This window comes from Polyangiaceae bacterium, assembly GCA_020633235.1.
In the GTDB taxonomy this organism is placed as follows: domain Bacteria; phylum Myxococcota_A; class Polyangia; order Polyangiales; family Polyangiaceae; genus JACKEA01.
Genome location: JACKEA010000004.1, coordinates 366,738 through 388,717, shown reverse-complemented (window position 1 = coordinate 388,717; position 21,980 = coordinate 366,738). Strand labels below are relative to the sequence as shown.

The 21,980-nt window shown below is 67.5% G+C and carries 22 protein-coding genes and 1 pseudogene; 12 read left to right on the top strand and 11 right to left on the bottom strand.

Annotated features, from left to right (window positions below; translation table 11 throughout):
- Positions 1-53 precede the first annotated feature (53 nt).
- From H6717_23150 to H6717_23140, 3 genes are read left to right on the top strand one after another with little or no spacing between them, the layout of a single operon-like run.
- On the top strand, positions 54-1,646 hold the full coding sequence (locus tag H6717_23150; GenBank protein ID MCB9579943.1) for a serine/threonine protein kinase: 1,593 nt from the start codon (positions 54-56) through the stop codon (positions 1,644-1,646).
- Between the two features lie 27 nt (positions 1,647-1,673).
- A complete protein-coding gene (locus tag H6717_23145; GenBank protein ID MCB9579942.1) occupies positions 1,674-4,082 on the top strand; it encodes a hypothetical protein in 2,409 nt (802 codons plus the stop codon).
- A gap of 49 nt (positions 4,083-4,131) precedes the next feature.
- Positions 4,132-4,581 carry a Rieske (2Fe-2S) protein gene (locus H6717_23140; protein MCB9579941.1) on the top strand — a complete coding sequence of 150 codons (450 nt, stop codon included), beginning with the start codon at positions 4,132-4,134 and terminating at the stop codon, positions 4,579-4,581.
- Between the two features lies 1 nt (position 4,582).
- Here the strand turns inward: H6717_23140 and H6717_23135 are convergent, their stop codons facing one another.
- Positions 4,583-5,791: a LysM peptidoglycan-binding domain-containing protein gene (locus tag H6717_23135; protein MCB9579940.1), complete on the bottom strand. Its 1,209-nt coding sequence runs from the start codon at positions 5,789-5,791 to the stop codon at positions 4,583-4,585.
- A gap of 148 nt (positions 5,792-5,939) precedes the next feature.
- On the opposite strand from H6717_23135, the gene H6717_23130 reads away from it, so the two are divergent.
- Positions 5,940-6,650 carry a hypothetical protein gene (locus tag H6717_23130; protein MCB9579939.1) on the top strand — a complete coding sequence of 237 codons (711 nt, stop codon included), beginning with the start codon at positions 5,940-5,942 and terminating at the stop codon, positions 6,648-6,650.
- Between the two features lie 3 nt (positions 6,651-6,653).
- Positions 6,654-7,490 (top strand): SUMF1/EgtB/PvdO family nonheme iron enzyme, encoded by an 837-nt coding sequence (locus tag H6717_23125; GenBank protein ID MCB9579938.1) that lies wholly within the window; start codon positions 6,654-6,656, stop codon positions 7,488-7,490.
- A 141-nt stretch (positions 7,491-7,631) separates the two neighbouring features.
- Here the strand turns inward: H6717_23125 and H6717_23120 are convergent, their stop codons facing one another.
- The 3 genes from H6717_23120 to H6717_23110 all read right to left on the bottom strand — a co-directional run bounded on the left by H6717_23120 (position 7,632) and on the right by H6717_23110 (position 10,210).
- A complete protein-coding gene (locus H6717_23120) occupies positions 7,632-8,036 on the bottom strand; it encodes a sel1 repeat family protein (protein MCB9579937.1) in 405 nt (134 codons plus the stop codon).
- A 380-nt stretch (positions 8,037-8,416) separates the two neighbouring features.
- Complete coding sequence (locus H6717_23115) at positions 8,417-9,553, bottom strand: hypothetical protein (GenBank protein MCB9579936.1); 1,137 nt, start codon at positions 9,551-9,553, stop codon at positions 8,417-8,419.
- Positions 9,554-9,577: 24 nt separating this feature from the next.
- Positions 9,578-10,210 carry a DUF2378 family protein gene (locus H6717_23110; GenBank protein MCB9579935.1) on the bottom strand — a complete coding sequence of 211 codons (633 nt, stop codon included), beginning with the start codon at positions 10,208-10,210 and terminating at the stop codon, positions 9,578-9,580.
- A 106-nt stretch (positions 10,211-10,316) separates the two neighbouring features.
- Here H6717_23110 and H6717_23105 point away from each other — a divergent pair, with 106 nt between their 5' ends.
- Positions 10,317-10,724: a GFA family protein gene (locus H6717_23105; GenBank protein MCB9579934.1), complete on the top strand. Its 408-nt coding sequence runs from the start codon at positions 10,317-10,319 to the stop codon at positions 10,722-10,724.
- Between the two features lie 28 nt (positions 10,725-10,752).
- On the opposite strand, the gene rsgA is transcribed toward H6717_23105, so the two are convergent.
- The 3 genes from rsgA to H6717_23090 are packed head-to-tail and all read right to left on the bottom strand — an operon-like array spanning position 10,753 to position 13,796.
- A complete protein-coding gene (gene rsgA / locus H6717_23100; protein MCB9579933.1) occupies positions 10,753-11,838 on the bottom strand; it encodes a ribosome small subunit-dependent GTPase A in 1,086 nt (361 codons plus the stop codon).
- Positions 11,839-11,841: 3 nt separating this feature from the next.
- Positions 11,842-12,915: an agmatine deiminase family protein gene (locus H6717_23095; protein MCB9579932.1), complete on the bottom strand. Its 1,074-nt coding sequence runs from the start codon at positions 12,913-12,915 to the stop codon at positions 11,842-11,844.
- The gene (locus tag H6717_23090) at positions 12,912-13,796 is read right to left on the bottom strand and encodes a carbon-nitrogen hydrolase (GenBank protein ID MCB9579931.1); all 885 of its coding nucleotides are present in this window, start codon (positions 13,794-13,796) and stop codon (positions 12,912-12,914) included. Before H6717_23090 ends, H6717_23095 begins: the two co-directional genes overlap by 4 nt.
- 97 nt (positions 13,797-13,893) lie before the next feature.
- Between H6717_23090 and H6717_23085 the strand changes: the two genes are divergently transcribed.
- Together H6717_23085 and H6717_23080 are read left to right on the top strand one after the other, a co-directional pair.
- Positions 13,894-14,922 (top strand): ATP-binding protein, encoded by a 1,029-nt coding sequence (locus tag H6717_23085; protein ID MCB9579930.1) that lies wholly within the window; start codon positions 13,894-13,896, stop codon positions 14,920-14,922.
- Positions 14,923-14,927: 5 nt separating this feature from the next.
- Positions 14,928-15,554 (top strand): annotated as a pseudogene (locus H6717_23080) (response regulator transcription factor).
- Here the strand turns inward: H6717_23080 and H6717_23075 are convergent.
- A complete protein-coding gene (locus H6717_23075) occupies positions 15,535-16,296 on the bottom strand; it encodes a response regulator (protein MCB9579929.1) in 762 nt (253 codons plus the stop codon). The pseudogene H6717_23080 and the gene H6717_23075 sit on opposite strands and share 20 nt — an antisense overlap.
- Positions 16,297-16,427: 131 nt before the next feature.
- Here H6717_23075 and H6717_23070 point away from each other — a divergent pair, with 131 nt between their 5' ends.
- Positions 16,428-17,438, top strand: coding sequence for a glycosyltransferase family 2 protein (locus H6717_23070; protein MCB9579928.1), 1,011 nt, complete (start codon positions 16,428-16,430; stop codon positions 17,436-17,438).
- A gap of 7 nt (positions 17,439-17,445) precedes the next feature.
- Here H6717_23070 and H6717_23065 read toward each other — a convergent pair whose 3' ends face one another.
- Complete coding sequence (locus H6717_23065) at positions 17,446-17,796, bottom strand: NifB/NifX family molybdenum-iron cluster-binding protein (protein MCB9579927.1); 351 nt, start codon at positions 17,794-17,796, stop codon at positions 17,446-17,448.
- A 196-nt stretch (positions 17,797-17,992) separates the two neighbouring features.
- On the opposite strand from H6717_23065, the gene H6717_23060 reads away from it, so the two are divergent.
- Positions 17,993-18,757 (top strand): hypothetical protein, encoded by a 765-nt coding sequence (locus H6717_23060; GenBank protein ID MCB9579926.1) that lies wholly within the window; start codon positions 17,993-17,995, stop codon positions 18,755-18,757.
- Here H6717_23060 and H6717_23055 read toward each other — a convergent pair whose 3' ends face one another.
- Positions 18,758-19,612, bottom strand: coding sequence for a ZIP family metal transporter (locus H6717_23055; protein ID MCB9579925.1), 855 nt, complete (start codon positions 19,610-19,612; stop codon positions 18,758-18,760).
- On the opposite strand from H6717_23055, the gene H6717_23050 reads away from it, so the two are divergent.
- Together H6717_23050 and H6717_23045 are read left to right on the top strand one after the other, a co-directional pair.
- Positions 19,611-20,081 (top strand): hypothetical protein, encoded by a 471-nt coding sequence (locus H6717_23050; GenBank protein ID MCB9579924.1) that lies wholly within the window; start codon positions 19,611-19,613, stop codon positions 20,079-20,081. The genes H6717_23055 and H6717_23050 overlap by 2 nt on opposite strands.
- A gap of 117 nt (positions 20,082-20,198) precedes the next feature.
- Positions 20,199-20,690: a hypothetical protein gene (locus H6717_23045; protein MCB9579923.1), complete on the top strand. Its 492-nt coding sequence runs from the start codon at positions 20,199-20,201 to the stop codon at positions 20,688-20,690.
- Here the strand turns inward: H6717_23045 and H6717_23040 are convergent.
- Positions 20,684-21,955: a metallophosphoesterase gene (locus H6717_23040; protein MCB9579922.1), complete on the bottom strand. Its 1,272-nt coding sequence runs from the start codon at positions 21,953-21,955 to the stop codon at positions 20,684-20,686. The genes H6717_23045 and H6717_23040 overlap by 7 nt on opposite strands.
- Positions 21,956-21,980 lie beyond the last annotated feature (25 nt).

Below are 21,980 nucleotides of genomic sequence, written 5' to 3'. Positions count from 1 at the left end.
ATGCGCTTTTCATGACGGATTTGCAACGCGACAACTCGCGGTAGGATGCCCTCGTGCAGCGGACAAGCCCCGAACGAGGCATGGTCGTCGGCGGACGCTACCGCCTCGAGTCGATCCTGGGGCAGGGCGGCATGGCGGTGGTGTGGCGCGCAGAGCACACCGAGACCGGTCGCATCGTGGCGCTCAAGCTGGTGCGACCGGAGCTGGCAGCCCACGATACGGCGCGGGAGATGTTCGTGCGCGAGGCGCGTGTCGCTTCCCGCGTCGGGCGCAGCGAGCACATCGTGGACGTGCTGGATGCCGGCGTGGATCCCGAGCTCGGCCTGCCGTTCTTGGCCATGGAGCTCCTGGAGGGAGAGACGCTGGACGCTACCCTGGGCCGCAGCGGTGCACCGCCGCGTGAGATCGCGATCTCGCTGCTGGAGCAAATCGCCGAAGCGCTGGACCAAGCCCACGCGGCGGGCGTGATTCACCGTGACCTCAAGCCGCAGAACCTGTTCGTCACCCAGGGCCGCCAGGGTCCGCGCATCAAGGTGCTCGACTTCGGCATTGCCAAGGCGGCAGAAACGGTGCAGCAGTCCGCGACGCAGATCGGCACTCCGGCCTACGCCGCACCAGAACAGCTGGGCGCCACCTGGCGCTCCATCGCAGAGCGGAACGGGCGCGCCGTCGCGTCTCAGGTGTCACCGGCAACGGACGTGTGGGCTCTCGGGCTCATCGCCTACGAGCTGTTCACGGGGGCGCCGTCCGGGCAATTCTGGGGCGCGGAGACCCTCGCGGAGCTGCCGGCGAAGGTGTTCCTCGAGCCGCTGCCCGCCGCCACGCTACGGGCGGCGAGTCAGAGCCACGCCTTGCCGGCGGGTTTCGACGCGTGGCTCGCGCGCTGCCTCGATCTGGACGCGACGCGCCGGTGGCCCAGCGCCGGGGAGGCCGTGCGAAACCTGCGAGCCGAGGTTCCGCAAACGGCGGCGCCGATCGCCGCAGCGCCGCAGGTCGCCGTAGCTCCACCGCGAGCCCCGTCCGTACCACCGCGCGCCCCGTCCTTGCCGCCGGCGGCCCACGCCTTGGCTTGGGCGGTAGAGCGCGGCATTCATGTGACCGAAGGCGGCGATCCCCAGACCTACGCGAGCTGGGGCCGCTATCAGTACGTACCCCCAATCCACGCCGTGGTGCGGGAAGGGCGCCTCAGGATCCACGATGCCGAAATCTTGGTGGCGGAGGTCGCCATCCAGGACGAGCTGCGTCGCGCCATCGGCGAAGCGCACATGCTCATCGCGCTCATCGGCTGCCCGCGCGTCCGCCATCACATCGCGCTCCGCACCAAGAAGATCACCGGCATTGGCGACGGTCTCTCGCGAGGGCTCAAGGCGCTGGATAGCTTGGTGTCTTCCAAGCCGAAGTCCACGAGCGTGCTTGGAGATGCCTGGTTCGAGGCGCGCTTCGAGGTTACCGCGCCGGACCAACAAGAAGCGAACCTGGCACTACCCTCCCCTGCTCGGCTGCTGCTGGGGAACTCCGGCTTCACGGGGATCGTGGAGACGCGGCCAGGCGGCGCCGTGGTGGCCCTGGAGCCCGCGCGCTTCGATCGGGCCAACGTGGAGCGCCTGCTCGACACGACGGCGCGCCTCCTGGCCTGCTACGCGTGAAGTTCTGCTATCACGGGCCCGCGACGCATGACGAACCCCGGGGAACAGGTGCTGCTGTCGCGCGTTCGGCGCGCCGCGCTGGCCGTCGTCCTGGTGGCGGCGGCGGGCGTGTTCCTGAACGTGGTGCATCACCACTACCCCATCCAGAAGTGGCTCTTCTGGCATTACGCCCTTCCAGACCTCGCGGTGGGCGTGGTGCTCGCGAGCTTCTTGGTGGCGGGGCACACCGTCACGCGACGCGCCCTCGGAACCAACGTACCGCTCCTGGAGCACCTCACGTTGAGCTTCGCCGTGGGGCTCTACGTGTTCGAAGCGAGCATGTTCTTGCTCGGCCTGCTCGGGCTCTGGCACCGAGCCACGTTCTTCGTGCTGCCCTTGGGGCTCCTGGCGATCTTCGGCTACCCCGCATGGAAGAGCCTCCGGCGCGTCGGCCCTCGGCTGTTGTCTCTTTCGAAACGCAGCCGCCGACTGACCACCGGTAAGCTGGTGATGATCGCCTTCGGCCTGGCCGTGCTGGCGCTCATCTACTTCTACACGTTGACGCCGCACAACGTGCAGTTCGACTCTCGGTGGAAGCACCTGACCTTGGCGGAGAACTACGCCGCACGCGGCGGCGTCACGCGCTTTGGTGAAGGGTGGTTCTTCGGCGCCCGGCCCCACTTCACCAGCTACTTGTACGGCTGGGCGTTCCTGGCGCCGACCTCGCTGCTGTTCGACCGCATCATTCTGTGTGCGCACCTCGAGTTCTGGATCTTCACCGTGGGCACGGTTCTGGGCGTGTCAGCGGCGGTGCGGCGCCTGTTTCCGAGCGCGGATCCTCGCGTGGTGTGGGTGGCGCGCTTCCTGTTTCCGGGCGTGCTCCTGTACGACTCGAGCTTGAGCGTGGGGGCGGATCACATCGGCGCCATCCTCTCGCTGCCCATCTTCTTGATGACGATGCGCTGCTTTCGCCGGCCCAGCGCGGCGGCCTGTGGCTTGTTCTCCGTGCTGCTGGCCGCCGCCGTGCTCACCAAGGAGACGGTTGCGTTCCTGCTGGTGCCGTTTCCGGTCGCGGTGGTGGTGGTAGGCATCGTGCGAAGCGCGGTTCGGCGCTTCCGCGGTCGCTTGCCGGAGGCGCAGCGTTGGGACTTCTTGGCGGGTCCGGCGGCCGCCGTGGTGGGCTCGCTGCTGCTCACGGCGCCGATGTGGCTGAAGAACTGGGTCTGGTACGGCGATCCCATGTACCCGATGCTCCAGGGCACCTTCCACGGACGCCCTTGGACGCCGGATGCGGCTTATCTCTACCGCTGGTACGCCCTCGAGTACGAGATGTGGCGGCCACCGCCGGGGCTGGACGGGTGGATCCAGACCGCGAAGGTGCTGTTCACGTTCTCGTTCGATCCTCATGACTACAAGCAGTTCCACGGCACGGTGCCGGTGTTCGGCTCTCTATTCACGCTGCTGCTCGCCACGTTGCCGTTCTTGAAGCGAACGCGCTGGGCCTGGGTCCTGGTGCTGTGGATCCACCTGAGCATTGCTGCCTGGTTCAACGTGCACCACCAGGACCGCTACCTGCAGGGTCTGGCGCCGCTCATGGCCGTGGTCGTGGCCTTCGCCCTCAGCAAGGTTTGGCGCTCTTCACGGTGGATCACGCGCAGCGCGCTGATGGGGCTCGTGGGTTTGCAGATCGTGTGGGGCGGCGACGTGTACTTCTTCGGCACCCACGCCATGACCGGCTCTCCGGCGAAGCGGGTGATGGACCTCATCCAAGCCGGCTTCAAGAAGAACTACGAGCACCGCTTCGACTTCGAGCAAAGCTACGTGGCGATCGGCAAGACACTGCCGAAGAACGCGGTCGTGCTGCGCCACGAGGTGAACGACCACTTGGGCTTGGGAGTGGCCAGCGTCGCGGACAGCCGCATGGATCAGTTCGGCCTGTCCTACGGCCTGATGGCGTCCACGCAGGAGGTGTATCGAGCGCTGCGGGATCTGGGCGTGACCCACGTGATGTGGCGCACGCGTTCCGCGGGGGCCGATACCCTGGCGGGCGATCTGCGCTTCTTCGACTTCGTGGAGAACGACGTCGTGGATCGCAAGGCCGTGGCCGGCTGGTACGTGGCGAAGCTGCCGCCGGAGGCGCCCAAGGAGCGCAAGGACGAACGAGTGCTGGCGCTCACTTGTTCCAACCGACCTGCCACCGGCGTGTACCGCCTGGAAGACTTGCGAGTGCCGTCTTTTGGGCCGGAACGCACGAAATATCCGGCGCCGCGCCGCCCCGGCAAACCAGAAGAAGCGCGGGAGTTGATCCAGGGGGTTTCCTTCGTGGTGATGCAGGAGGGCTGTCGCATCCCGTTCACGCCGGCGCCCTTTGGCTTCGTGATGGCCGCCAAGCGCATTGCACCGAACGGAACGCGGAACCCGCACTACGCACTGTGGGTGAAGAAGCTCCCGCGCTGACACGCGTTATGCAACGCCTGCTTTGCATGCGTTCCGTTACTGACCCTGCATGCAATCTCGACGGACTTTTCTCCGTGTCGTCGGTGCCGGCGCCGCGGTGAGCATGATTCCTCTCGTCAGCGCCTGCGGCGCAAAGCCCGGCGGTCAGTCCGAAGCAAGCGGAAGCTTCTCCGGCGGCAACGTCCAAGGGCTGCAGCCCGGCGCTCCCCGCGTGCTGTCACAGCCCGTGGTCGTGATTCTGGACGACCAAGGCGTGTACGCCATGTCCACCATCTGCACCCACGCCCAATGCGACATGAAGAGCGACGGCAGCATCAGCGCCAACAGCCTGGTGTGCTCCTGCCACGGCTCCGAGTTCGACGTGGACGGCAACGTGCTGCGCGGCCCCGCCGGCGCGCCGCTTCCCCATTACGCGGTGACGATCGACTCCGCCGGCGCCATCACGGTCAACGCGGACAAGCGCGTGTCCGCAGACACGCGCGCCGCGGTTCCTTCCTGATCTACTTCTTCTTGTAGCCGCGGGGCGAACGCCAGCGGCGCTTCACGTGGACCTTGAGCACGTCGCGGTACAGGCCGATGTGCGCACAGTGATCCATCTTGTCGTTGCCGGCGTAGCCGCGTACGTGGAAATTGCCGCGGTTGTACGTGCTGATAAGGTCCAGCCCCATTGGGTCCGCGCTGCGCGGCCGCGTCTTGCGCGGATGGCCGCCGACCTTGGAGATGAGGAAGTTCGCCGTCTCCGTGGTGGAGGCGTAGCCCGGCGGAATGATCGACGAGTGGCTCACGAACATGAACTTGCGACCGTGCGCCGCTTCCTTTGCCCAGTCCGTGAAGGGCTTGAGCTGCGCTTCGTTCAGGGAGTTGCCCTGGTAGCCGGAGTGTAGGCCGTCGAGCAGGATGACCGTGTCGACCACCTTCTTGCCGTAAGGCTGATTGATGATCTCCTGGACGGCGCCGTAGCCCGCGCTCCAGCTGCTGAGGCCGACATGACGAACGCGCGCGTTCTTCTTGCCGGTCTTCTTCGCCATCGCCTCTTCGACGCTCTCCACCAGCTTCTTGAAGGCGTTGGGGGACTGGAAGGCGGCGTTGTAGGGCCCCGAGCCGATGCCGAGATCGATCCCGACCAGCACGGTGCCGTTCATCACCTGCACCCACTCCTTGCGCACGGCTTCGTGGCCGTGGAAGTGGATCATCACGTCGAAGCGGCCGCTCCGGGAGATGCCGCCGCGCTGCGGCGAGATCATCTGGCCCATGGAGGGCGCGCGGCTCCAGTGGTCGTACACGCCCCAACCCGGGTCCGGCGTGTTGCAGGGATTCACGCCGCGCTCCTTGGCGGTCTTTTGCACCTGCGTGCTGGGCGGCGGCTTCTTGACGACCCAATCCGCTTTCTTGTTTTCGGAAGCCGTGCGGCGGCGGCTCTTGCCGCTCTTGTAGTCCTTGCTGGGGATCTCGAGCTTCTGCCCGGGGACGATGGGGTCGCCCTTCTCGAGGCCGTTCTTCTCCCGCAGCGCGGCCACGGTCACGCCGTAGCGGTGGGCGATGGCCCACAGGGAGCCGCCCTTCTTGACCTCGTGGACCTTGCCCTTGGCGCCCGCCGGGAGCGCAAAGAACACGCCGGAGAACAGCACGAAGAGCACGGCGCCCAACGTGCGCCAGCGATTTGTGGACGAAACGGCACGCATCGCGAAACGGACCCCACGTTGCAGCACGACGGCGGCCTTTTCAACTTAGCGGCGCCGATTTCCCCGGCGCTACCGGCCTAAGGGCCCGAAAACGCGCTGGTTCGCCCGAGCCCTGCAGATCACCGAGGCGGTGGCGAAGGGCGTGTTCTCCCGGCCGCTCCCCTATACTGAGACTGTGAAGCTCCTTCGACTGCTCCTGCTCGCGGCGTCGATCGCCTCGATCCCCGTCGCCTGTGCGTCCGGGGAAGAAGACGTGGGCAACGGCGGCCAGGCGCCGGCGGACGCGGGCATCGACAAGAGCAACACGGCGTGCACGCCGGGCAAGCAGGAGCTGTGCTTGTGCTTGGGGGGCGAGCAGGGCGTGCAGACCTGTCGCGGCGATGGCTCGGGCTTCGACGCCTGCGAGTGCGTCGGCCTGGGTGGCAGTGGCGGTGGCAGCGCGGGCAGTGGGGGCGCTTCCGGCGCGGCGGGCAGCGGAGGAACCGCGGGCAGTGGCGGCACCGCGGGCAGTGGCGGCACCGCGGGCAGCGCCGGCACCGCCGGCACGGCGGGCACCGCGGGCACCGGCGGCGGCCTTGGAACCTGCAATCCCATCGATCCCCTCGCGGGCGCGCCCTTCTCCCCCTGCGCGCCGGGCGAAACCTGCATCCCGTCCACCTCCGGCGCGACGACCTGCGTTGCGAGCGGCGGCAAGGGCTTCGAGCAGCTGTGCTCCTCTCACGCCGAGTGCGCTCCGGGCTTCGCCTGCGCCCAGGAGTTCTCGGGCTACCTGCACTGCATCCAGTACTGCACCACCAACGCCCAGTGTCAGGGCCTCTACTATTGTCTCGGTCAGTTCAACCCTGCCCTGTACGCTGGGGGCACCAAGCTGAGCTACTGCTTCTGAGCCATGCGCCGACTTCTCTTCTTCGTGCTGCTCACCTCCTGCGGCGGCGCCGCGCCGGAGCCCGTCGCGCCCAAGCCGCTGCCGAGCGCCGCAGCCACCGAGACCGCGCCGAAGCCCGCCCCGCCCGAAACGTCGGGCGGCTGCCCCGCAGGCATGCAACGCGTCGCTGGAGGCGAGCTGTACATGGGCTCGCCGGAACGCCGGGGCGAGAAGGACGAGCGCCCGGAGCACAAGGTGCAGGTCGCAGACTTCTGCTTCGCCGAGCGGGAAGTGAGCGCGGCCGACTACGGCGCCTGCGTGAAGAACGGCATCTGCGACGCGCTCCCCAAGGACGCCAAGCTCGAGAGCCAGGAAGCGCCGGACGAAAAGCTGAGCGTGACCTGCAGCGCGCGCTCCGCCAACGACGCCGATCTCCCCGCCAACTGCGTCGACCTGGCCGCGGCGAAGAAGTACTGCGCGTGGAAGGGCCATCGGCTGCCCACGGAGAAGGAATGGGAGTGGGCCGCCACCGGTGGCCTCGACAGCCTCGCGTACCCCTGGGGCGCCGCGCCGCCGAGTGATTCCGTGGCTTGCTGGCAGCACACGCGCGGACCATGCCACGTGGGCGCCAAGATCGAAGAGGCGTTCGGCCTCCGCGATCTCGGCGGCAACGTCTCGGAATGGACGGACACGCGCTACGGGCCGTATCCGGAGCCGCCGAAGGAGGGCACGCTGTACGTGATCCGCGGCGCGAGCTTCGCCACGACGAACGTCGACGACATGCGCGCCAAGCGGCGCAGCTCCGCCCACGCGGGGGACCGTCTCCCGACGCTCGGGTTCCGCTGCGCCGCGAGCCTGTGACACGTCGCGCCGCCCCGCCCGTCGTTCGATGATCTTCCTCGGGGGATTGTTGGTCCGCCGCGGAACCTCGCCGGTCCAGACCAAGTCCGGGGTCGAGTGTTGAAGGTCGGAAGCCGTCCCCACATAGGCGGCGGTGTCCTGCTACTTCGCCCGCAATCGCTGCTCGGCGGCGCACCCCGCACTTGCGCCACCCGCACACGCCTTGTGAAACCACTGGATGGCGGTTCTGGGGTCGCCCCTCTCCTTCTCGTATAGCTCCCCGAGTCCGATGCACACCTGAGCCTTACCTCGCTGACACGCCGGCGTGAGTAGCGAAACCGCTCGCTCGAGATCCTTCGGAACGACGTCTCCCGTCTGGTACATGTAGCCCAGCGGCACGCAGCCACGCTCCACATGATGGGAGCACGCTCGATCGAAAAGCTCATGCGCTCTTGGGTGATCGAGCGGGGCGCCCTCCCCTGTGTAATACGCCCAGCCAAGACTGGCGCAGCTCTCGTAGGTGCCGTCGTCGCACAGCTCACGGTGCCGCCGTACTTCCGGAGACAACGAATCGCGCCTGCTCTCCACGTTTTCGGGCGCCGGTCCGGAAGGCGCCGAGGGCGTCACATCCCTAGAACTGGACGTGGGCGCCGGTCCGAAAGGCGCCAGGGGTGTCGGATCCGTGGAACTGGGGGTAGGGGGTGATTCGGGATTGGCCGCGGAGGAGTGTTCCTTGCGTGCGCAAGCCACCAGAGTAGATGCCGCGGTCAGCAACGCACAGGCAATGAAGGCCCGTGAGCGGCCGCACACCAGCTCCGGAGGGGACATGGCTGCGACGCTACCACGCCAGATGCAGCGCTGCTCCCATGTACCACGGCGGTCTTTCCTACACGCGGCACGCCTTCGCGAACGCGTGGTTCCGCGGCGAGCCGACATCCAGCTGAGGCTCACAGGGGCTTTTCGTAGACGCGATAGGTCTTGTAGATGCGGGCGCCCATGGACTTGATGCCGAGGTTGATGGGCGCGTCGTCCTCTCGGGTCCAGGACAGCTCGGCCCACTCGTAGCCCTTGGCTTTGCCACGACGCGCGACCTCCACGTACATGGCGGCCGACAGGTAGCCGTAGCGCTTGACGTTCTTGCGGATGTCCTCGCGCACGCCCAGAAGGATGAGCCGCGCGGACGCCGGGTGCTTCACCTTCACGCGGTACAAGAGCTTGGCCCAGCCAAAGGGGAACAGCTTGCCGCCGAGATCTTGGATGGCCTCGTTCAGATTCGGCACGGCGATGCACATGCCGGCAGCCTCGCCGTTCACCTCGGCGATGAACGCCATGTCGCGATCGATGACCAGGGACAGATCCGACGCCATCTTGTCGAGCTCCGCGCTGGAGATGGGCACGTAGCCCCACTTGCCGGCCCAGGTCTCGTTGTAAATCTCCATGATGGTGTCGAGCTCGCGCCGAAGGTTCTTCAGATCCACGGAGCGGAGGCTCACCTCCGGCATGCCCTGGATCTGCTCCCAGGCCTTCTGGGTGCGCTTGTTGAAGCCGTCCTTGGTGTCGTAGCGCCAGCAGTAGAGGTCCTTCTCCTTCACCAGGCCGGCGGCTTCCGCGAGGGCGCCCTGGTAGCGGCGGGAGTGGCCCATGTCGATCACCGGTGGATGCTCGAAGCCGTCCACCAACACGCCGATGTCCTGATTTGCCGACAGCGACATCGGCCCGTTCATGCGCTTCATGCCTTGCTTGGCGAGCCACTCCGCCGCGCTGTCCACCAGAGCTCGCGCTACCTCGGCGTCGTCGATGGTGTCGAAGAAACCGAAGTGCCCGGTCTCGTCGTGGTGGGTATCGAGCCACGCCTGGTCCACCGTGGCGGAGGTGCGACCGACGAGCTGTCCATCCCGCCAGGCGGTGAACAGCGCCACCTTGGCGTGCTGGTGAAACGGCTCCTTCGCCGGATCCAGGCGCTCGCCAATCATCATGTGCAGGGGCGGCACCCACGTCGGGTCGTCCTGGAACACGATGCGCCCGGCGCGAATGAAGTCCTTGGTGTCCTTCCCGGGCTGGTGGCTCTGGATCTCGATTCCCATGCGTGGCGTCGTACCACGCTTCCGTCACGCCAATGAGGCTTCGCGCCACTCGATGCGCAGATCCACGTCCGAAGGCGTGTGCTGGACGAGTCGGATGCGAGCCTCGCGCTTCCATGCCTTCAACGCGCCCTCGAACACGCCCACGTGATAGGAGTCGGCGAAGGTCCACAAGCGTTGAAGCTCGATCACGGCTTCCCCGGCGTGGTCGTCGCCTTCGAGCACGAGCAACTCGGCGCGTGCGGTGCCCGCGATCTGGTAGGCCTTGGGCACTGCACGAAGCAACGCCAGCCAACTGCCCGCCACCAACGCGACCAGCACGCGGCCCGACATGGAGCTCACCAAGGTCTCATAGGCGCCCTGGCCCAGACGTCGGAGCCCCTCCCGCAGTGGAAGCTCCACATGGGCGGCCTTGGCGCACTGCGCCAGAGTTTGGGCGGCCTCGCGGGCCGGGTAGGATCGAAACGGGAGATAGTCCGGACCACTCCAACCGGCGCCCTTGCGGGCGGCTTGGACCGCCGAACCCAGAAACGCCCCGCGCACCCGAGCGCGCCACTCGACGAGCGCCAGATGGGCGTCCACATCGAGGGGCCGCTCCCAATCGGGCTCCGCCCAGGCGCTATGGTGCGCGAGAGATTGCACCAATCGTTGGAACGGCATCTCGCAGCGGTTCTTGAGACCGTTTGCCGGTCCCGAGCCCCGCGGCGCTCTGGGCCAGGCTCAGCCGAGCGTCCTCCTCGGCAGGGTGACAGCTCGTTCAGATTGATTGTCGGGGCGGCGCGGAACCACTCGCCGAAGGCGCCCGCCAAGCAAGCGATTCGGGGCGCGGCCGGACGCGTGCCACTGCTCCAAATGCCGCAAGCACTCCGGGCACTACTACGCGGGCACGGACGTGAAGCGCGCGGCGTTGACGATCCACGGAGAGGAGCATCTCACGTGGTTTGCGTCTTCGGAGAAGGTTCGCCGCGGGTTCTGCGCCACGTGCGGATCGTCGCTCTTCTTCGACCCCGTCGATCACGAGAGGCACGACTGGATCGCGGTCTCCATGGGCGCCTTCGACACGCCGACGCAAACGAAGCTCGCGATCCATATCTTCGTCGCCGACAAGGGCGACTACTACGACATCGCCGATGGGCTGCCACAGCGCGCGGGGCGGCCGGAAGCTCCGAGCTGAACCTCTCCCAGCTCGACGAACGGCGGGCTCATCGCTTCTTCAGTGCTTTCACCTCGCGCACCATGCGGCCAAAGCGACGCCCCTGTACCTTGGCGTCGTGACGCGCCATCGCGTCGTGCTTGGCGCCGAGCCGGGCGGCGTCTCGGCTGATGGCGTGGTAGCTCGCAAGGCGATCCTCCGGCAGCTCGCCGCGCTCCACGGCGGCGCGCACGGCGCAGCCGGGCTCGCTCTCGTGGGCGCAATCCGAGAAGCGGCATTCCTCCGCGAGCTCGTCGATGTCCTCGAAGCCCGCCACGCCGTCCGCGCCCAGGACGGCGAACTCACGCACGCCGGGTGTGTCCACCAACAGCGCACCGGAAGAAAGCCGCACCAACTGCCTGCGCGTCGTGGTGTGCCGCCCCTTGTCGTCCTTGCCGCGTACGCTGGTCACCGTCTGCGTCGCTTCTCCGCTGAGCGCATTGATGAGGCTCGACTTGCCCACGCCGGAGGCGCCCACGAAGGCGACGGTCTGCCCCGCTGCGAGCCAGCCCTCGAGCCCCGCCAGGCCGTCGCCCCGCTGGGCGCTCACGGAGGTGACCTCCACTCCGCCCAGACGCGCGGACAGCTCGCGACACAGCTCCATCACTTTCTCCGGCCCGCGCAGACTGACGTCCACCTTGTTCAGCACCACCACGGGCGTCGCGCCCCCCGCCTTCACGGCGGAGATGAAGCGATCGAGGCGACGCGCCCTCAGGGTGCGCCGCTCGAGCTTCTCCGTCTCCGCGAAGGCCGCCACGATGAACACCGTGTCCAGGTTGGCGGCGATCAGCTGCGCTTCACCTTCGCGGTGCGCCGAGCCGCGCTCGAGGACGCTCACCCGTTCGAGGACCCGCGCCACGCGCCCGCCGGCGCCCAGCACCACGAAGTCCCCCACCGCCAATGGCTCGTCCCCTGGTGGCGCACTCAGCTCCAAGAGCGCGCCGTCGTCCGCAAAGCCGACGAGCCCGCAAGCGCCACGCTCCACCGTCGCCACGCGGTACGGACGATCCACGTCCGGATCCGCCATCAGCGCGCCGAGCTGCGCGGGTTTGAGCCCCAGGCGCTCGACGTAAATACCGACGACGGAAGCGTCCATGGCTCAGCGCAGCACGACGCCGGCGGGCTCCTGCTGGGTGCTGCAGTGCAGCGTCCCGAGGCCGAGCACCAGATCCCGACAGTACACGCCCACCACTCGACGCTTGGGGAACAGCTCCGACAGAATGCCGAGCGCCACCCGATCTGCAGGATCACCGAAAGTGGGCACCAACAACGTGCCGTTAGAGAAGTAGAAGTTCGCGTAGCTCGCCGGCAAGCGCTGCCCGGCAAAGGCGACGGGCTCCGGCATGGGCAGCTCGATCACCTCCAGCTTTCTGTTGCGAGCATCTCGAGCACCCGTCAATCGTTCCTTGGCGGCGGCGAGCGGCGCGTAGTTCTCGTCTCGACGGTTCTTCTCCGAACACACGACGACGCGACCCGGAGCGACGAAGCGCACGAAGTCATCGACGTGCCCCGAGGTGTCGTCCCCGGCGATGCCGTCGCCGAGCCAGACGACCCGGGTGGTTCCGAGGTGCTCCGACAGTGTCTTCTCGGTGCCGGCCCTGCCCAGCTCGCGATTGCGCGCGAAGGGCCCGGACAGCAGGCACTGCTCCGTGGCCAAGAGCGTGCCTTGGCCGTCCACGTCGATCGCGCCACCCTCGAGCACCACGCGCCGCTTGCCCAGCGTGGGGCGGAACGTCCGCGCCCCGAGCCACTTGGCCACGGCGGCGCCGGTCTTCTCGTCCTGGGCGAAGTCGTCGTAGCGCGCCCAGCCGTTGAATCGCCACTTGACCGCCGCCACCTCACGCCGAGAACGCGCCCGGCGGGTGACGAACGACGGCAGATAGTCCCGCGTCCAGGAGCGGTTGGTGCTGCGGCGCACGAAGTCCACCCGGGTGAGGTCCACGCCGGAGCGCGCCAACATGCGCTCCGCGCGCTGCTCCTGCTTCTGCGTGCCCACCAGAATCCGCACGCGCTCCGTACGGGACACGTGCCGCGCGATCTCGACGAACACCCACTCCACCATCAAGCCCTTACCGGGCCAGTCCGTGCGGTTGTGGGGCCAGGCGATCCAGGTGGCGGAGTGCGGCTCCCACTCCGCCGGCATGCGAAAGCCGAGCTCGCTCGGAGTCTTCATTCACCCTCGATGAGTCGCTTGACGATTCCACCGTAGGCGTCGATGCGACGATCGCGCAAGAACGGCCAGCCGCGACGCACCTCTTCCTGGCGGGACAGATCACATTCGACCACCAGCACCTCTTCTCCCATGCCGGCTTCCGCCAACACCACCCCGAAGGGATCGCACACGAAGGAGCCGCCCCAGAACTCGATGCCGCCGTCCTTCGGCCCTTCGTGGCCGACGCGGTTGACCGCACACACGAACACGCCGTTGGCGATGGCGTGGCTCTTCTGGATCGTGTGCCACGCGGCGCGCTGCTGCTCGCCGAATTCCGCCTTCTCTCCCGGGTGCCAGCCGATGGCGGTGGGATAGAACAGGATCTCTGCGCCTCGGAGCGCCGTGAGCCGCGCGGCCTCCGGATACCACTGATCCCAGCACACCAGTGGGCCCACCCGCGCCCTGGACGTGTCCACGGTGACGAACCCCAGATCCCCGGGCGTGAAGTAGAACTTCTCGTAGTAGAGGGGGTCGTCCGGGATGTGCATCTTGCGATACATCCCGAGCTGCTCGCCCTTCTCGCCGTAGATCACGGCGGTGTTGTGATACAGGCCCGGCGCGCGTTTCTCGAACACGCTGGTCACCACGGTGACGCCCTTCTCCTTCGCGACGGCGGCCACTGTCTCCGTGGTGGGACCCGGGATGGGCTCCGCAAGGTCGAACAGATCGGCGTCTTCCACCTGGCAGAAGTAAGGCGACGCAAACAGCTCCTGCAGGCACACGATCTGCGCGCCGCGCCCCGCCGCCTCTCGCACGCCTTCGATCGCCTTCTTCACGTTGTGGTTCTTGTCGTCGCTCGTGCTCATCTGCACGAGACCGAGCTTCACCGTTCGCTTCGCCATGGGGGGCGGACCATAGCCCGGCAGAACCTGCGCCGCCACGGTCCGTATCGGCAGCGGATGCGATGCTCTCGCGCAAAAACCCGGCGTGTTTGCCGGCATGTCCGTTGCACCCCACTTGGTCGTGACGGCTCTCAAGACCTTCGCCGAGCTGTTCGAGCGTGCGCCCATCGGGGTCGCCATTCTGGACGCGACTGGCACCATACAGATCGCGAACGAACACCTCGGGCAGATGCTCGGTGTGGAAGATCTCGTCGGACACAAGCTGTCGGCCTGGATCGCCGAGGAAGACACCGTCGGCTTTCATCATCTGCGGCGTCGCGCCTTCGACGCCAAGAAGAGCCTCGAGATCCACCTCCGCGTGCGCGCGGCAAACGACGAGCTACTGCCCGTGCGCTTGCATCTGGTTCCGGTGGCACCCGGTCAGGGCGTGCTGCTCATCGACGAAGCGGGAGGCGAGCCCACTCACACGCGCGAGCGGGAGCTGCGGCGAGAGTTCGTCCACGCGCTCATGCGCGCGCAAGATCACGAGCGGCGCCATCTGGCGCGAGAGCTGCACGACGAAGTCGGCCAGTCCCTCGCGGCTCTGGACCTGGGATTGACGCGGCTGGGACAGAGCAAGAAGGCGTCCGACGTCCAGAACCAGGTGGAGGCCTTGAGCGACATCGTTCGTCGCCTGGGGGAGGAGGTGCGGAGGGTCGCCCGCGGCCTGTATCCGGCGGCATTGGACGACCTCGGCCTGGGCCCCGCCCTGGAGCTGCTCGCCGAGGAGAACTCGGTCGCTCTCGGCGTACCTGTTTCCATCGAGCTGGACGATCTCGACGGCCTCCCAGGGGACGTCGCTCTGGTAGTCTACCGAGTCGTGCAGGAGGCTCTCGCGAACGCGCTTCGCCACGCGACACCGGGGCGCGTGCAGCTCTCGGTGAAGCGTGAGGACGAGCGGTTGAAGATCGAGGTGGACGACGACGGCCGCGGGTTCTCTCCGCATCAGACCCAAGGGCGAGGTCTCGGGCTTCGCGGCATGCGGGAACGGATCGAAGAGCTGCACGGGAGCTTCGCCGTCACGAGCCGCCCGGGGGACGGCACCCTCGTCACGGCGAGCATTCCTTGTCCGGAGGTGAAGCCGTGAGCGTGCTCAAGGTGTTCTTGGCGGACGATCACGCGATCCTTCGCGAAGGAGTCGCGGCCCTCGTGAACACGCAAGACGACATGGTGGTGGCGGGAGAGGCCGCGACGGCCACAGCCGCCATCGACGGCTGCCTGGCGGAACGTCCGGACGTGCTCGTGTTGGACCTGTCCATGCCGGGCGGCGGCCTCGCAGTGTTGGAGCGCCTGAGTCGGGAGCTGCCGTCGGTAAAGTGCATCGTGCTCACCATGCACGACGACCCGGCACACCTGCGCGCGGTGGTGGCGGCGGGCGCCAAGGGCTATCTGATCAAGGCGGGCGTCGGCTCGGACTTGATCGAAGGCATTCGGCAGGTGGCTCGCGGCAAGTCCTTCGTGCGGGTCAGCGCGCGTGCCGTGAAGGAAGAACCGCAGCTTTCCGGGCGTGAGCGCGAGGTCCTGATCCTGGTCGCACGGGGGCATACCAACCGGGCCATCGCCGAACGGCTGGGCGTGAAGCCCAAGACGGTGGAGACCTACCGCGCGCGACTGCAGGACAAGCTGGGCGTGTCCGGGCGGGCGGAGATCTTCGCCTATGCCGAGCGTGAAGGGCTCCTCGACCCCGCTCGGCGTGAGCTCAGCTCGACGCAATCTTGACCCGCACGCTCACGTGCGGATTGCCTTCGCTCGCGAGCGTCCCCGCGAGCGCCAACAGGGAATGGCGTAGCGGAGCACCGGAGCCCAGGTGCGCCACCAACTCGAGCTCTCCGCCCTCTCCTTGTGCCAGATGGGTGAAGAGCGCTCGGGCGAGGAGCGGTCGCACGTCCACGTCGTCTTCCTCGCCGACCAGAAACACTGCTCGGCGAACCTGCGCTCCATCTCGGGTCACGCGGTGGAGCCGGTGCACGACCCGAGCCAAGAACTCTTCCTCGGGCTCGCCTTCTTGAAGCTCGACGATGACCTCTTCCGTCGCGTCCTCCACGTCGGCCAGCCCCGCGCCGTCTTCCACCGCCACGAAGGTGACCGGAGGCTTGCTCTCGCACGCCGCCATCGCGCGCCGCACCAACGCACGCAAGGCATCGGGCGGGAGCGGCTTGACCACCAGCTCCGCGCCCCGCTCCAGGGCAGGCTGAACCTCTTCCGCCCGAGCGTAGCCCGTCATCAGCACGTAGCGCGCTTCGGGATGGATCGACTTCAAACGCAGGAACAGCTCCACGCCGCTCAGGTCCGGCATGCGCACGTCGAGCAGCGCCACACCGAGAGCCAGGCTCGACGCCCGCTCCCAGGCCTCGAGCGGGCTGGTTTCCACGACCACGTGGTGGCCGTCCTCCGCCAATATCTCACCGACGTTCTTCGCCAGATGGGCGTTGTCGTCGACGACGAGGACCGATTTGGTCATGGCCCGAGCAAGCTATCCTCTCGGCGCTCAGCGCGGGAGCGGGACACCCCCACGACGGTGTCAGGTTTTCCCGGACAGCCGGGGTGGGAAAACTCGAGCTTCGGGGTTAGATTCCCGCCCGCGGCTCTCCCATGCGCCCGAAGCTTTCTTTCGTCATCCCCTTCTTGGACGAGGAGCAGACCCTCGCCGAGCTCTTCGATCGCATCGCGAAGGCGGTCGCGCCGCTGCTTGCCGAGGGTGAGACCTGGGAGCTCGTGTTCGTGGACGACGGCAGCCGGGACGAGTCCGTCGCCGTAGTGGAAGAGCTGGTGGAAAAGCACCCCGAGGTGCGGCTCGTGGAGCTACAGGGAAACTTCGGAAAGAGCGCGGCGCTCTCGGCGGGCTTCTCGCGGGCGCAGGGCCGCGTGGTCTTCACGCTGGACGCGGATCTGCAGGACGACCCCAAGGAGATCCCGCGCTTCTTGGAGAAGCTCGACGAGGGTTACGACCTGGTCAGCGGCTACAAGCAGCAGCGCAACGATCCCATCACCAAGGTGTTCCCCTCGCGGGTGTTCAACTGGATGGTGCGCCGCGCGACGGGCATCACCCTCCACGACGTGAACTGTGGCTTCAAGGCCTACCGGGACGTCGTGCTCAAGAACGTACGGCTGTACGGCGAGCTGCATCGCTTCGTTCCGGTGCTCGCCCACTGGAAGCGCTTTCGAGTGGGGGAGCTGGTGGTGGAGCACCACGCACGGAAGTTCGGCCACAGCAAGTTCGGCGGGGGCCGCTTCTTCCGCGGCTTGATGGACCTGCTCACCGTGGTGTTCCTGATGAAGTACGAGCGCCGCCCGGCGCACTTCTTCGGGGGCATCGGCGGCGCCACCCTGCTCTTGGGCGTGGTCATTTGCGGCTACCTCGCGGTGATCTGGTTCGGCGGGCAGAGCATCGGACACCGGCCGCTGCTCTCCCTCGGCGTGCTGCTCATCGTGGTGGGCGTGCAGATCCTGGCCACCGGCATGATCGCCGAGCTGATGGTGCACTCCCGAGCGGACGTGCCGTACGTGGTTCGCCGAGAGATCGGGCAGCAGGATGTCGGTCCGGCGCGAGCCACTGCGGAACCCTCCAAGCAGGGTGTTTCCGCGGCGAGCCAACAAACCTGAAGCAGATTCAATGCAGATGATGGCGCTCGTGGTCGCTGGCCTCCGCCGGCGGTAGCGCGTCGCTCTGCACCTTCTTGGCGAGCAGCGGCCAGGGCGTGTCGGCGTCACCCTGAAGCGCGGCGATGCCGTAGCGGCGGAGGTGCTCCAAGGCACCCGGGCCGATGCTGGTGAGCACCGCGTGGGTGCAGTCGGCGTCCCCCAGAACGTCCGCGACGAAGCGGCCGTTGAGCCCGGTGTTGCGCTCGAAGCGCATGCTCTCGGTCTCCGTGTCGTAGATGCCGATCCACTTGGCCTTGCCGAAGTGGGGCGAGAGCCGAGAGTCGTTCTGGTTCAGCAGCAGGGTGAAGCCGATGCGCATGGAAGTCTCCTGCGCGCGAGGTTGCATCGCGCGTGCCAGCTTCGGTCCGCAACGATTCACGCTTCCTTCTCGCGTAGTTTGCGTGACCTCGCTTTCACGACGCAGCGGTTGCCGTGATCGCAAGCCGGACCTCGCTGTTTCTGATGGAGGGAGTGGGCACGGAGAATGCTGCTTCGAAGGCAAACGGAGGTTCACGATGCGAGCTGCCCGCTACGCCGCCGTCGGAGCCACGCTGCTGGCGACGCTGGCCTGCGACAAAACGCCCGAGCCCAAGGCGCCTACTTCGTCCGTCCCCCCGCGGTCGGAGTCGACGGCCGCAGCGGCTGCCGGTGAGAGCGCATCTCCCTCGCTGCCCGATCTGATGAAACGGCACTTTACGAAGAGTACCGAAATGGAGGCCGCCCTGATCCGGGGCAAGCTCGACGAGTTCAAGGAGGCCAGTGTCTGGTTGGCCGAGCACCAGATCAGCGTCCAGCTGCCGGTGAGCTGGGAGCAGCACGTGGACGGTATGACGGAAGCCGCGCGAGCTTCGCGGGATGCCGCTGACGTGAACCAGGCCGGGTTCGCGTTCGGTAGCCTGGGTCGCGCCTGTGCGACCTGTCACGAGCAGCTCGGTGGCCCCAAGATCACGGTCGGCCGGCCACCCGCCGAGGGCTCCGGCGCGCAGCTCCACATGCTGCGGCATCAGTGGGCAGCCGAGCGCATGTGGGAAGGGCTGATGGCTCCGAGCGACGAGGCCTGGATCAAAGGCTCGGAGGTGCTTTCGGATGCGCCCCTCGGCGAGCGGGCCTTGGCCGGCGCCAGGAGCGTGCCCCCGAAAATCGTCATTCTGGCCAAGCAGGTCCACGGGCTCGGCAACACGGGACGAACGGTAAAGGCGGAGGACCGGGGCAAGATCTACGGGCAGTTCTTGGCCACCTGCGCCGTGTGCCACGACGAGCTGGGCGTCACCATGAAGTGATCAATGGCCGCTGAGCACGATGAGCAGCGCCACCCCCATCCCTCCCGTCAAGGCCAGCAGACTGAAGCGGCGGCGCTCGCGTTCGGCGTGGGGCAAGAGGTGCGTCGCGCCCACGTAGATCAGAACCCCGGCGGACGCGGAGAGCAGCGCGCCCAGCGGCGCTCCGCGCAGCGCTCCCACGAAGGGAAAGGCCAACAGCGCGCCCAGCGGCGTGGTGAGACCAGCGGCGAGGAAGGCGAGCAGCGCGGCACGGCGGTCCGACAGGCCACTGCCCCGGAGCAGCGCATAGGTGACGATGCCCTCGGGAAACTCGTGCAACACCATGCCGACGGCTGCCAAGACTCCCGTGAACAGCCCGACCTGAAAGGCGACCGCGTACACGATGCCATCGACCATCGAGTGAAACCCGATGCCCACCAGCGCGACGACCCCGAGCGCGCGCCCCGATTCGCAGTCCTCGTCACACACCCGGCTCGAGAGGAATCGACTGGTCAGATGCATCGTGCCATAGCCCGCGAGCAGCCAGTACGGTGCCCGGGCGCTCATCTCGAAAGACTCCGGAATCAGATGCAGGAAGGAAACGGCGATCAGCACGCCGGCCGCGAAGCTGCCAAAGAGCACGGCGTTTCGTCGACCCCACTCGGCAAACCGACGTATGACGAGGATGCCCACCGTAGTGACGAGGGCGGCGAGAGCAGTGGCGGCAAGAGCATGCACGCTCTCTGAACCGTGCACTGCGCATGCCAGCGGTATGAATTGCGTGCGTCGTCGTCCCTGCCGCAGCGAATGCGGGTGCCCCGCGTCAATTGCACGGATTTCTCCGCACGGCACGCCCCGTGCACCACTTCGTGACATGTGGGACGGGACATCGCATCGCGCTTCGCTGATCGTGATGGAAGCAGGCGCGGCGTGGCCCGTGTGGGTAGGGCGCGAGCGCTCGGGCAACGACGCCGCGGTGATCATTCAGCAGCGGCACGAGAGTGCTTTCGAGCTACTGGCTCGGGTGCGGCGCTCCGCTCAGCAGCTGCGGGCCAGCGGTCACACGCTGGACAGCGCGGTGCTCTCGGCCTCGCGCAGCGTGCCCATGGATCGCCGCGTGGGTGTGGCGGAGGAGCTGCTCCGGCTGATCCAGTCGGACGGCGTGTTGACGGTGACCTGCCCCGGCGCGACGAGCTCGGAACGTTCCGAGCTCTGCACCCTGGCCGAGACCCTCAGCCATCGATTTCCCTCGGCCAAGGTGGGGCTGCACTTCGAGCCCACACCTCCCGTCCCTTTGCGAGTGGAAGCCGAGCTCGCTCCGCAGCTGGCGAACGACGGCGAGTAGAGGCAGCGCGCAAGCTCTGCGCCCGCTCGAACCCGCAGCGGCACGCGTTGCGGAGATGATCGCAGTCAAATGCCGTTCTCTCGCGCGGCCCAGAAACTGCATTCGATCGCGAAGCATATGGGTACGACGCGAATCATCGTCCGGGAGCGTGGAGCGGGGTGGCCGGCACTGGGGGATGCCTCCCAGGACACCTGGGTAGTCTTGCAGCGGCTGCACGAGTCGCCGCGCGCGTTCGCCCTACGGCTCGAGGAACGCCTGGCGGCCCTCGAAAAATCCGAAGCGGTCCTGCGTCAGGCAGTGCTCGTTGCCGGACCCAACGGCGCCGCCCTGCGACCCAAGCTCACCGCCCTCTTGCTCCGCGCCCTCGGCGATCGCGGGAGCTTGGTGTTCACTGCAGATCGCGGGAAGAAGCGCCAGCTGGAGGCGCAGCTGACAGGCCTCGTGGACGAGCTCGAGAGCATGAAGGTCCTCCCGCACGTCGGCGTGCGCTTCTCGACGCTCGCCGAGCCGCGGCCGCTGGCGCTGATCCGACACCGCGGCGGGCGCAGGCGAGCGCGCCCTCGGCTCACGCGCAGAGCGCCCGTCGGGCAGACGCGCGCGGCTCACTGACGTTCGATCACCGCGGAGTCGAACTCCCGCCCTACCCCATCTATGGCGTGGAGCGCGATGCGCCGGGCGTTGGCTTCCACCACCAGGAAGTGCAGCACGTCCTCGGAGTACGCAGTGAACACGCTGTGGCCCACGGCCCGCGTTTCCCGGCCACCCCCACCACTGACCACGTACGTCGTGCCAGCGATGGGCAGCGTGCGCTCGTAGTCATGCTCGTGCCCCGACAGCACCAAGGGAACGGCGTGCTTCTTCAGGATAGGGCCAAAGGTCTGTCGGAACGCCGCGGAACCACCATGCGCGCCCGAAGAGTACGCCGGGCGATGCGCGAACACGATGCTCCACGGCGCGCTGGTGGCCCCGAGATCCTCGTCCAGCCACAGAGACTGTTCGGCGTCGATGCGCTCGGTATCGAGCGCCACGAAGTGCACGTCGCCGAAGTCGAAGGAGTACTGCCGCTCCTCGCGCTCGGGGATGCCGCTGGGCAACACGAAGCTCTGCAGGTAGGGCGCGCCGGATGCGGTCGCGACGTCGTGATTGCCAATGGCGGGGAACACCGGGAAGCTCCGCAGCGTGGGTGAGTACACCCGGAAGAAGTGCTGCTCGATCTCGCCGAAGGCGCCCTTCTCGTAGGCCAGGTCCCCGAGGTGGATCACGAAATCGAAGGGAAATTGCCGCATTTGGTCGTACAGCGTGCGCTGCTCGGGCCCGCCGCTGCCCGAATCCCCGAAGGCGACGAAGCGTATGGTGTCGTCCCCGCCGAGGGCGGGTGCGGTGCGAAATCCCGCGCGCCCCACCAGGCCGTCGACCGCGTAGCAATACAGGGTGCCGGGGGTGAGGCCATCGACGGTCACCAAGTGCTGCTCCGCCGCCGGCGGGTGCGCCGAGGCGTCGATGCCCATCTCCAGCTGGGCGACGACGGAGCCGTCCGGCAGCGTCACGGTGAGATGCGGAGTGACGCCGGGCACGCTGGTGAGCGCGACACTCGCCGAGCTGGTGGTGACGTCCTGCAAGTAGGGCCAGCGGCGGAGCACCGCGGCGCCGCCGGCCGTGACGGCCCCGGGCCCACACGCTTCGTCCAAGGGGCTGGCCGAGCTGCCGCGAGCCGCCGGAGGGTTCGACACGTCACCCGTGCCGCTGGCGGCGAGCTTGCCGGTGTCGTCGCTGCAGCCAGCAACCAAGGCGACCCACGCGATCGCAGAGAGGAGAGTCCAGCGCTTCAACGGGTGCGGCAAGAGGTGTAGCAACTCTTCTCGACCGAGCAACATTGGGACGCGCGAAAATGCGCATCGG

What these genes read in the sequence shown, in the direction of transcription:
- H6717_23145 (MCB9579942.1), top strand. Translation starts at nt 1,674, where the DNA reads ATGACGAACCCCGGGGAACAGGTGCTGCTGTCGCGCGTTCGGCGCGCC.
- H6717_23140 (MCB9579941.1), top strand. Translation starts at nt 4,132, where the DNA reads ATGCAATCTCGACGGACTTTTCTCCGTGTCGTCGGTGCCGGCGCCGCG.
- H6717_23125 (MCB9579938.1), top strand. Translation starts at nt 6,654, where the DNA reads ATGCGCCGACTTCTCTTCTTCGTGCTGCTCACCTCCTGCGGCGGCGCC.
- H6717_23115 (MCB9579936.1), bottom strand. Translation starts at nt 9,553, where the DNA reads ATGGGAATCGAGATCCAGAGCCACCAGCCCGGGAAGGACACCAAGGAC.
- H6717_23110 (MCB9579935.1), bottom strand. Translation starts at nt 10,210, where the DNA reads ATGCCGTTCCAACGATTGGTGCAATCTCTCGCGCACCATAGCGCCTGG.
- rsgA (MCB9579933.1), bottom strand. Translation starts at nt 11,838, where the DNA reads ATGGACGCTTCCGTCGTCGGTATTTACGTCGAGCGCCTGGGGCTCAAA.
- H6717_23095 (MCB9579932.1), bottom strand. Translation starts at nt 12,915, where the DNA reads ATGAAGACTCCGAGCGAGCTCGGCTTTCGCATGCCGGCGGAGTGGGAG.
- H6717_23090 (MCB9579931.1), bottom strand. Translation starts at nt 13,796, where the DNA reads ATGGCGAAGCGAACGGTGAAGCTCGGTCTCGTGCAGATGAGCACGAGC.
- H6717_23085 (MCB9579930.1), top strand. Translation starts at nt 13,894, where the DNA reads ATGTCCGTTGCACCCCACTTGGTCGTGACGGCTCTCAAGACCTTCGCC.
- H6717_23075 (MCB9579929.1), bottom strand. Translation starts at nt 16,296, where the DNA reads ATGACCAAATCGGTCCTCGTCGTCGACGACAACGCCCATCTGGCGAAG.
- H6717_23070 (MCB9579928.1), top strand. Translation starts at nt 16,428, where the DNA reads ATGCGCCCGAAGCTTTCTTTCGTCATCCCCTTCTTGGACGAGGAGCAG.
- H6717_23065 (MCB9579927.1), bottom strand. Translation starts at nt 17,796, where the DNA reads ATGCGCATCGGCTTCACCCTGCTGCTGAACCAGAACGACTCTCGGCTC.
- H6717_23060 (MCB9579926.1), top strand. Translation starts at nt 17,993, where the DNA reads ATGCGAGCTGCCCGCTACGCCGCCGTCGGAGCCACGCTGCTGGCGACG.
- H6717_23050 (MCB9579924.1), top strand. Translation starts at nt 19,611, where the DNA reads ATGTGGGACGGGACATCGCATCGCGCTTCGCTGATCGTGATGGAAGCA.
- H6717_23055 (MCB9579925.1), bottom strand. Translation starts at nt 19,612, where the DNA reads ATGTCACGAAGTGGTGCACGGGGCGTGCCGTGCGGAGAAATCCGTGCA.
- H6717_23045 (MCB9579923.1), top strand. Translation starts at nt 20,199, where the DNA reads ATGGGTACGACGCGAATCATCGTCCGGGAGCGTGGAGCGGGGTGGCCG.
- H6717_23040 (MCB9579922.1), bottom strand. Translation starts at nt 21,955, where the DNA reads ATGTTGCTCGGTCGAGAAGAGTTGCTACACCTCTTGCCGCACCCGTTG.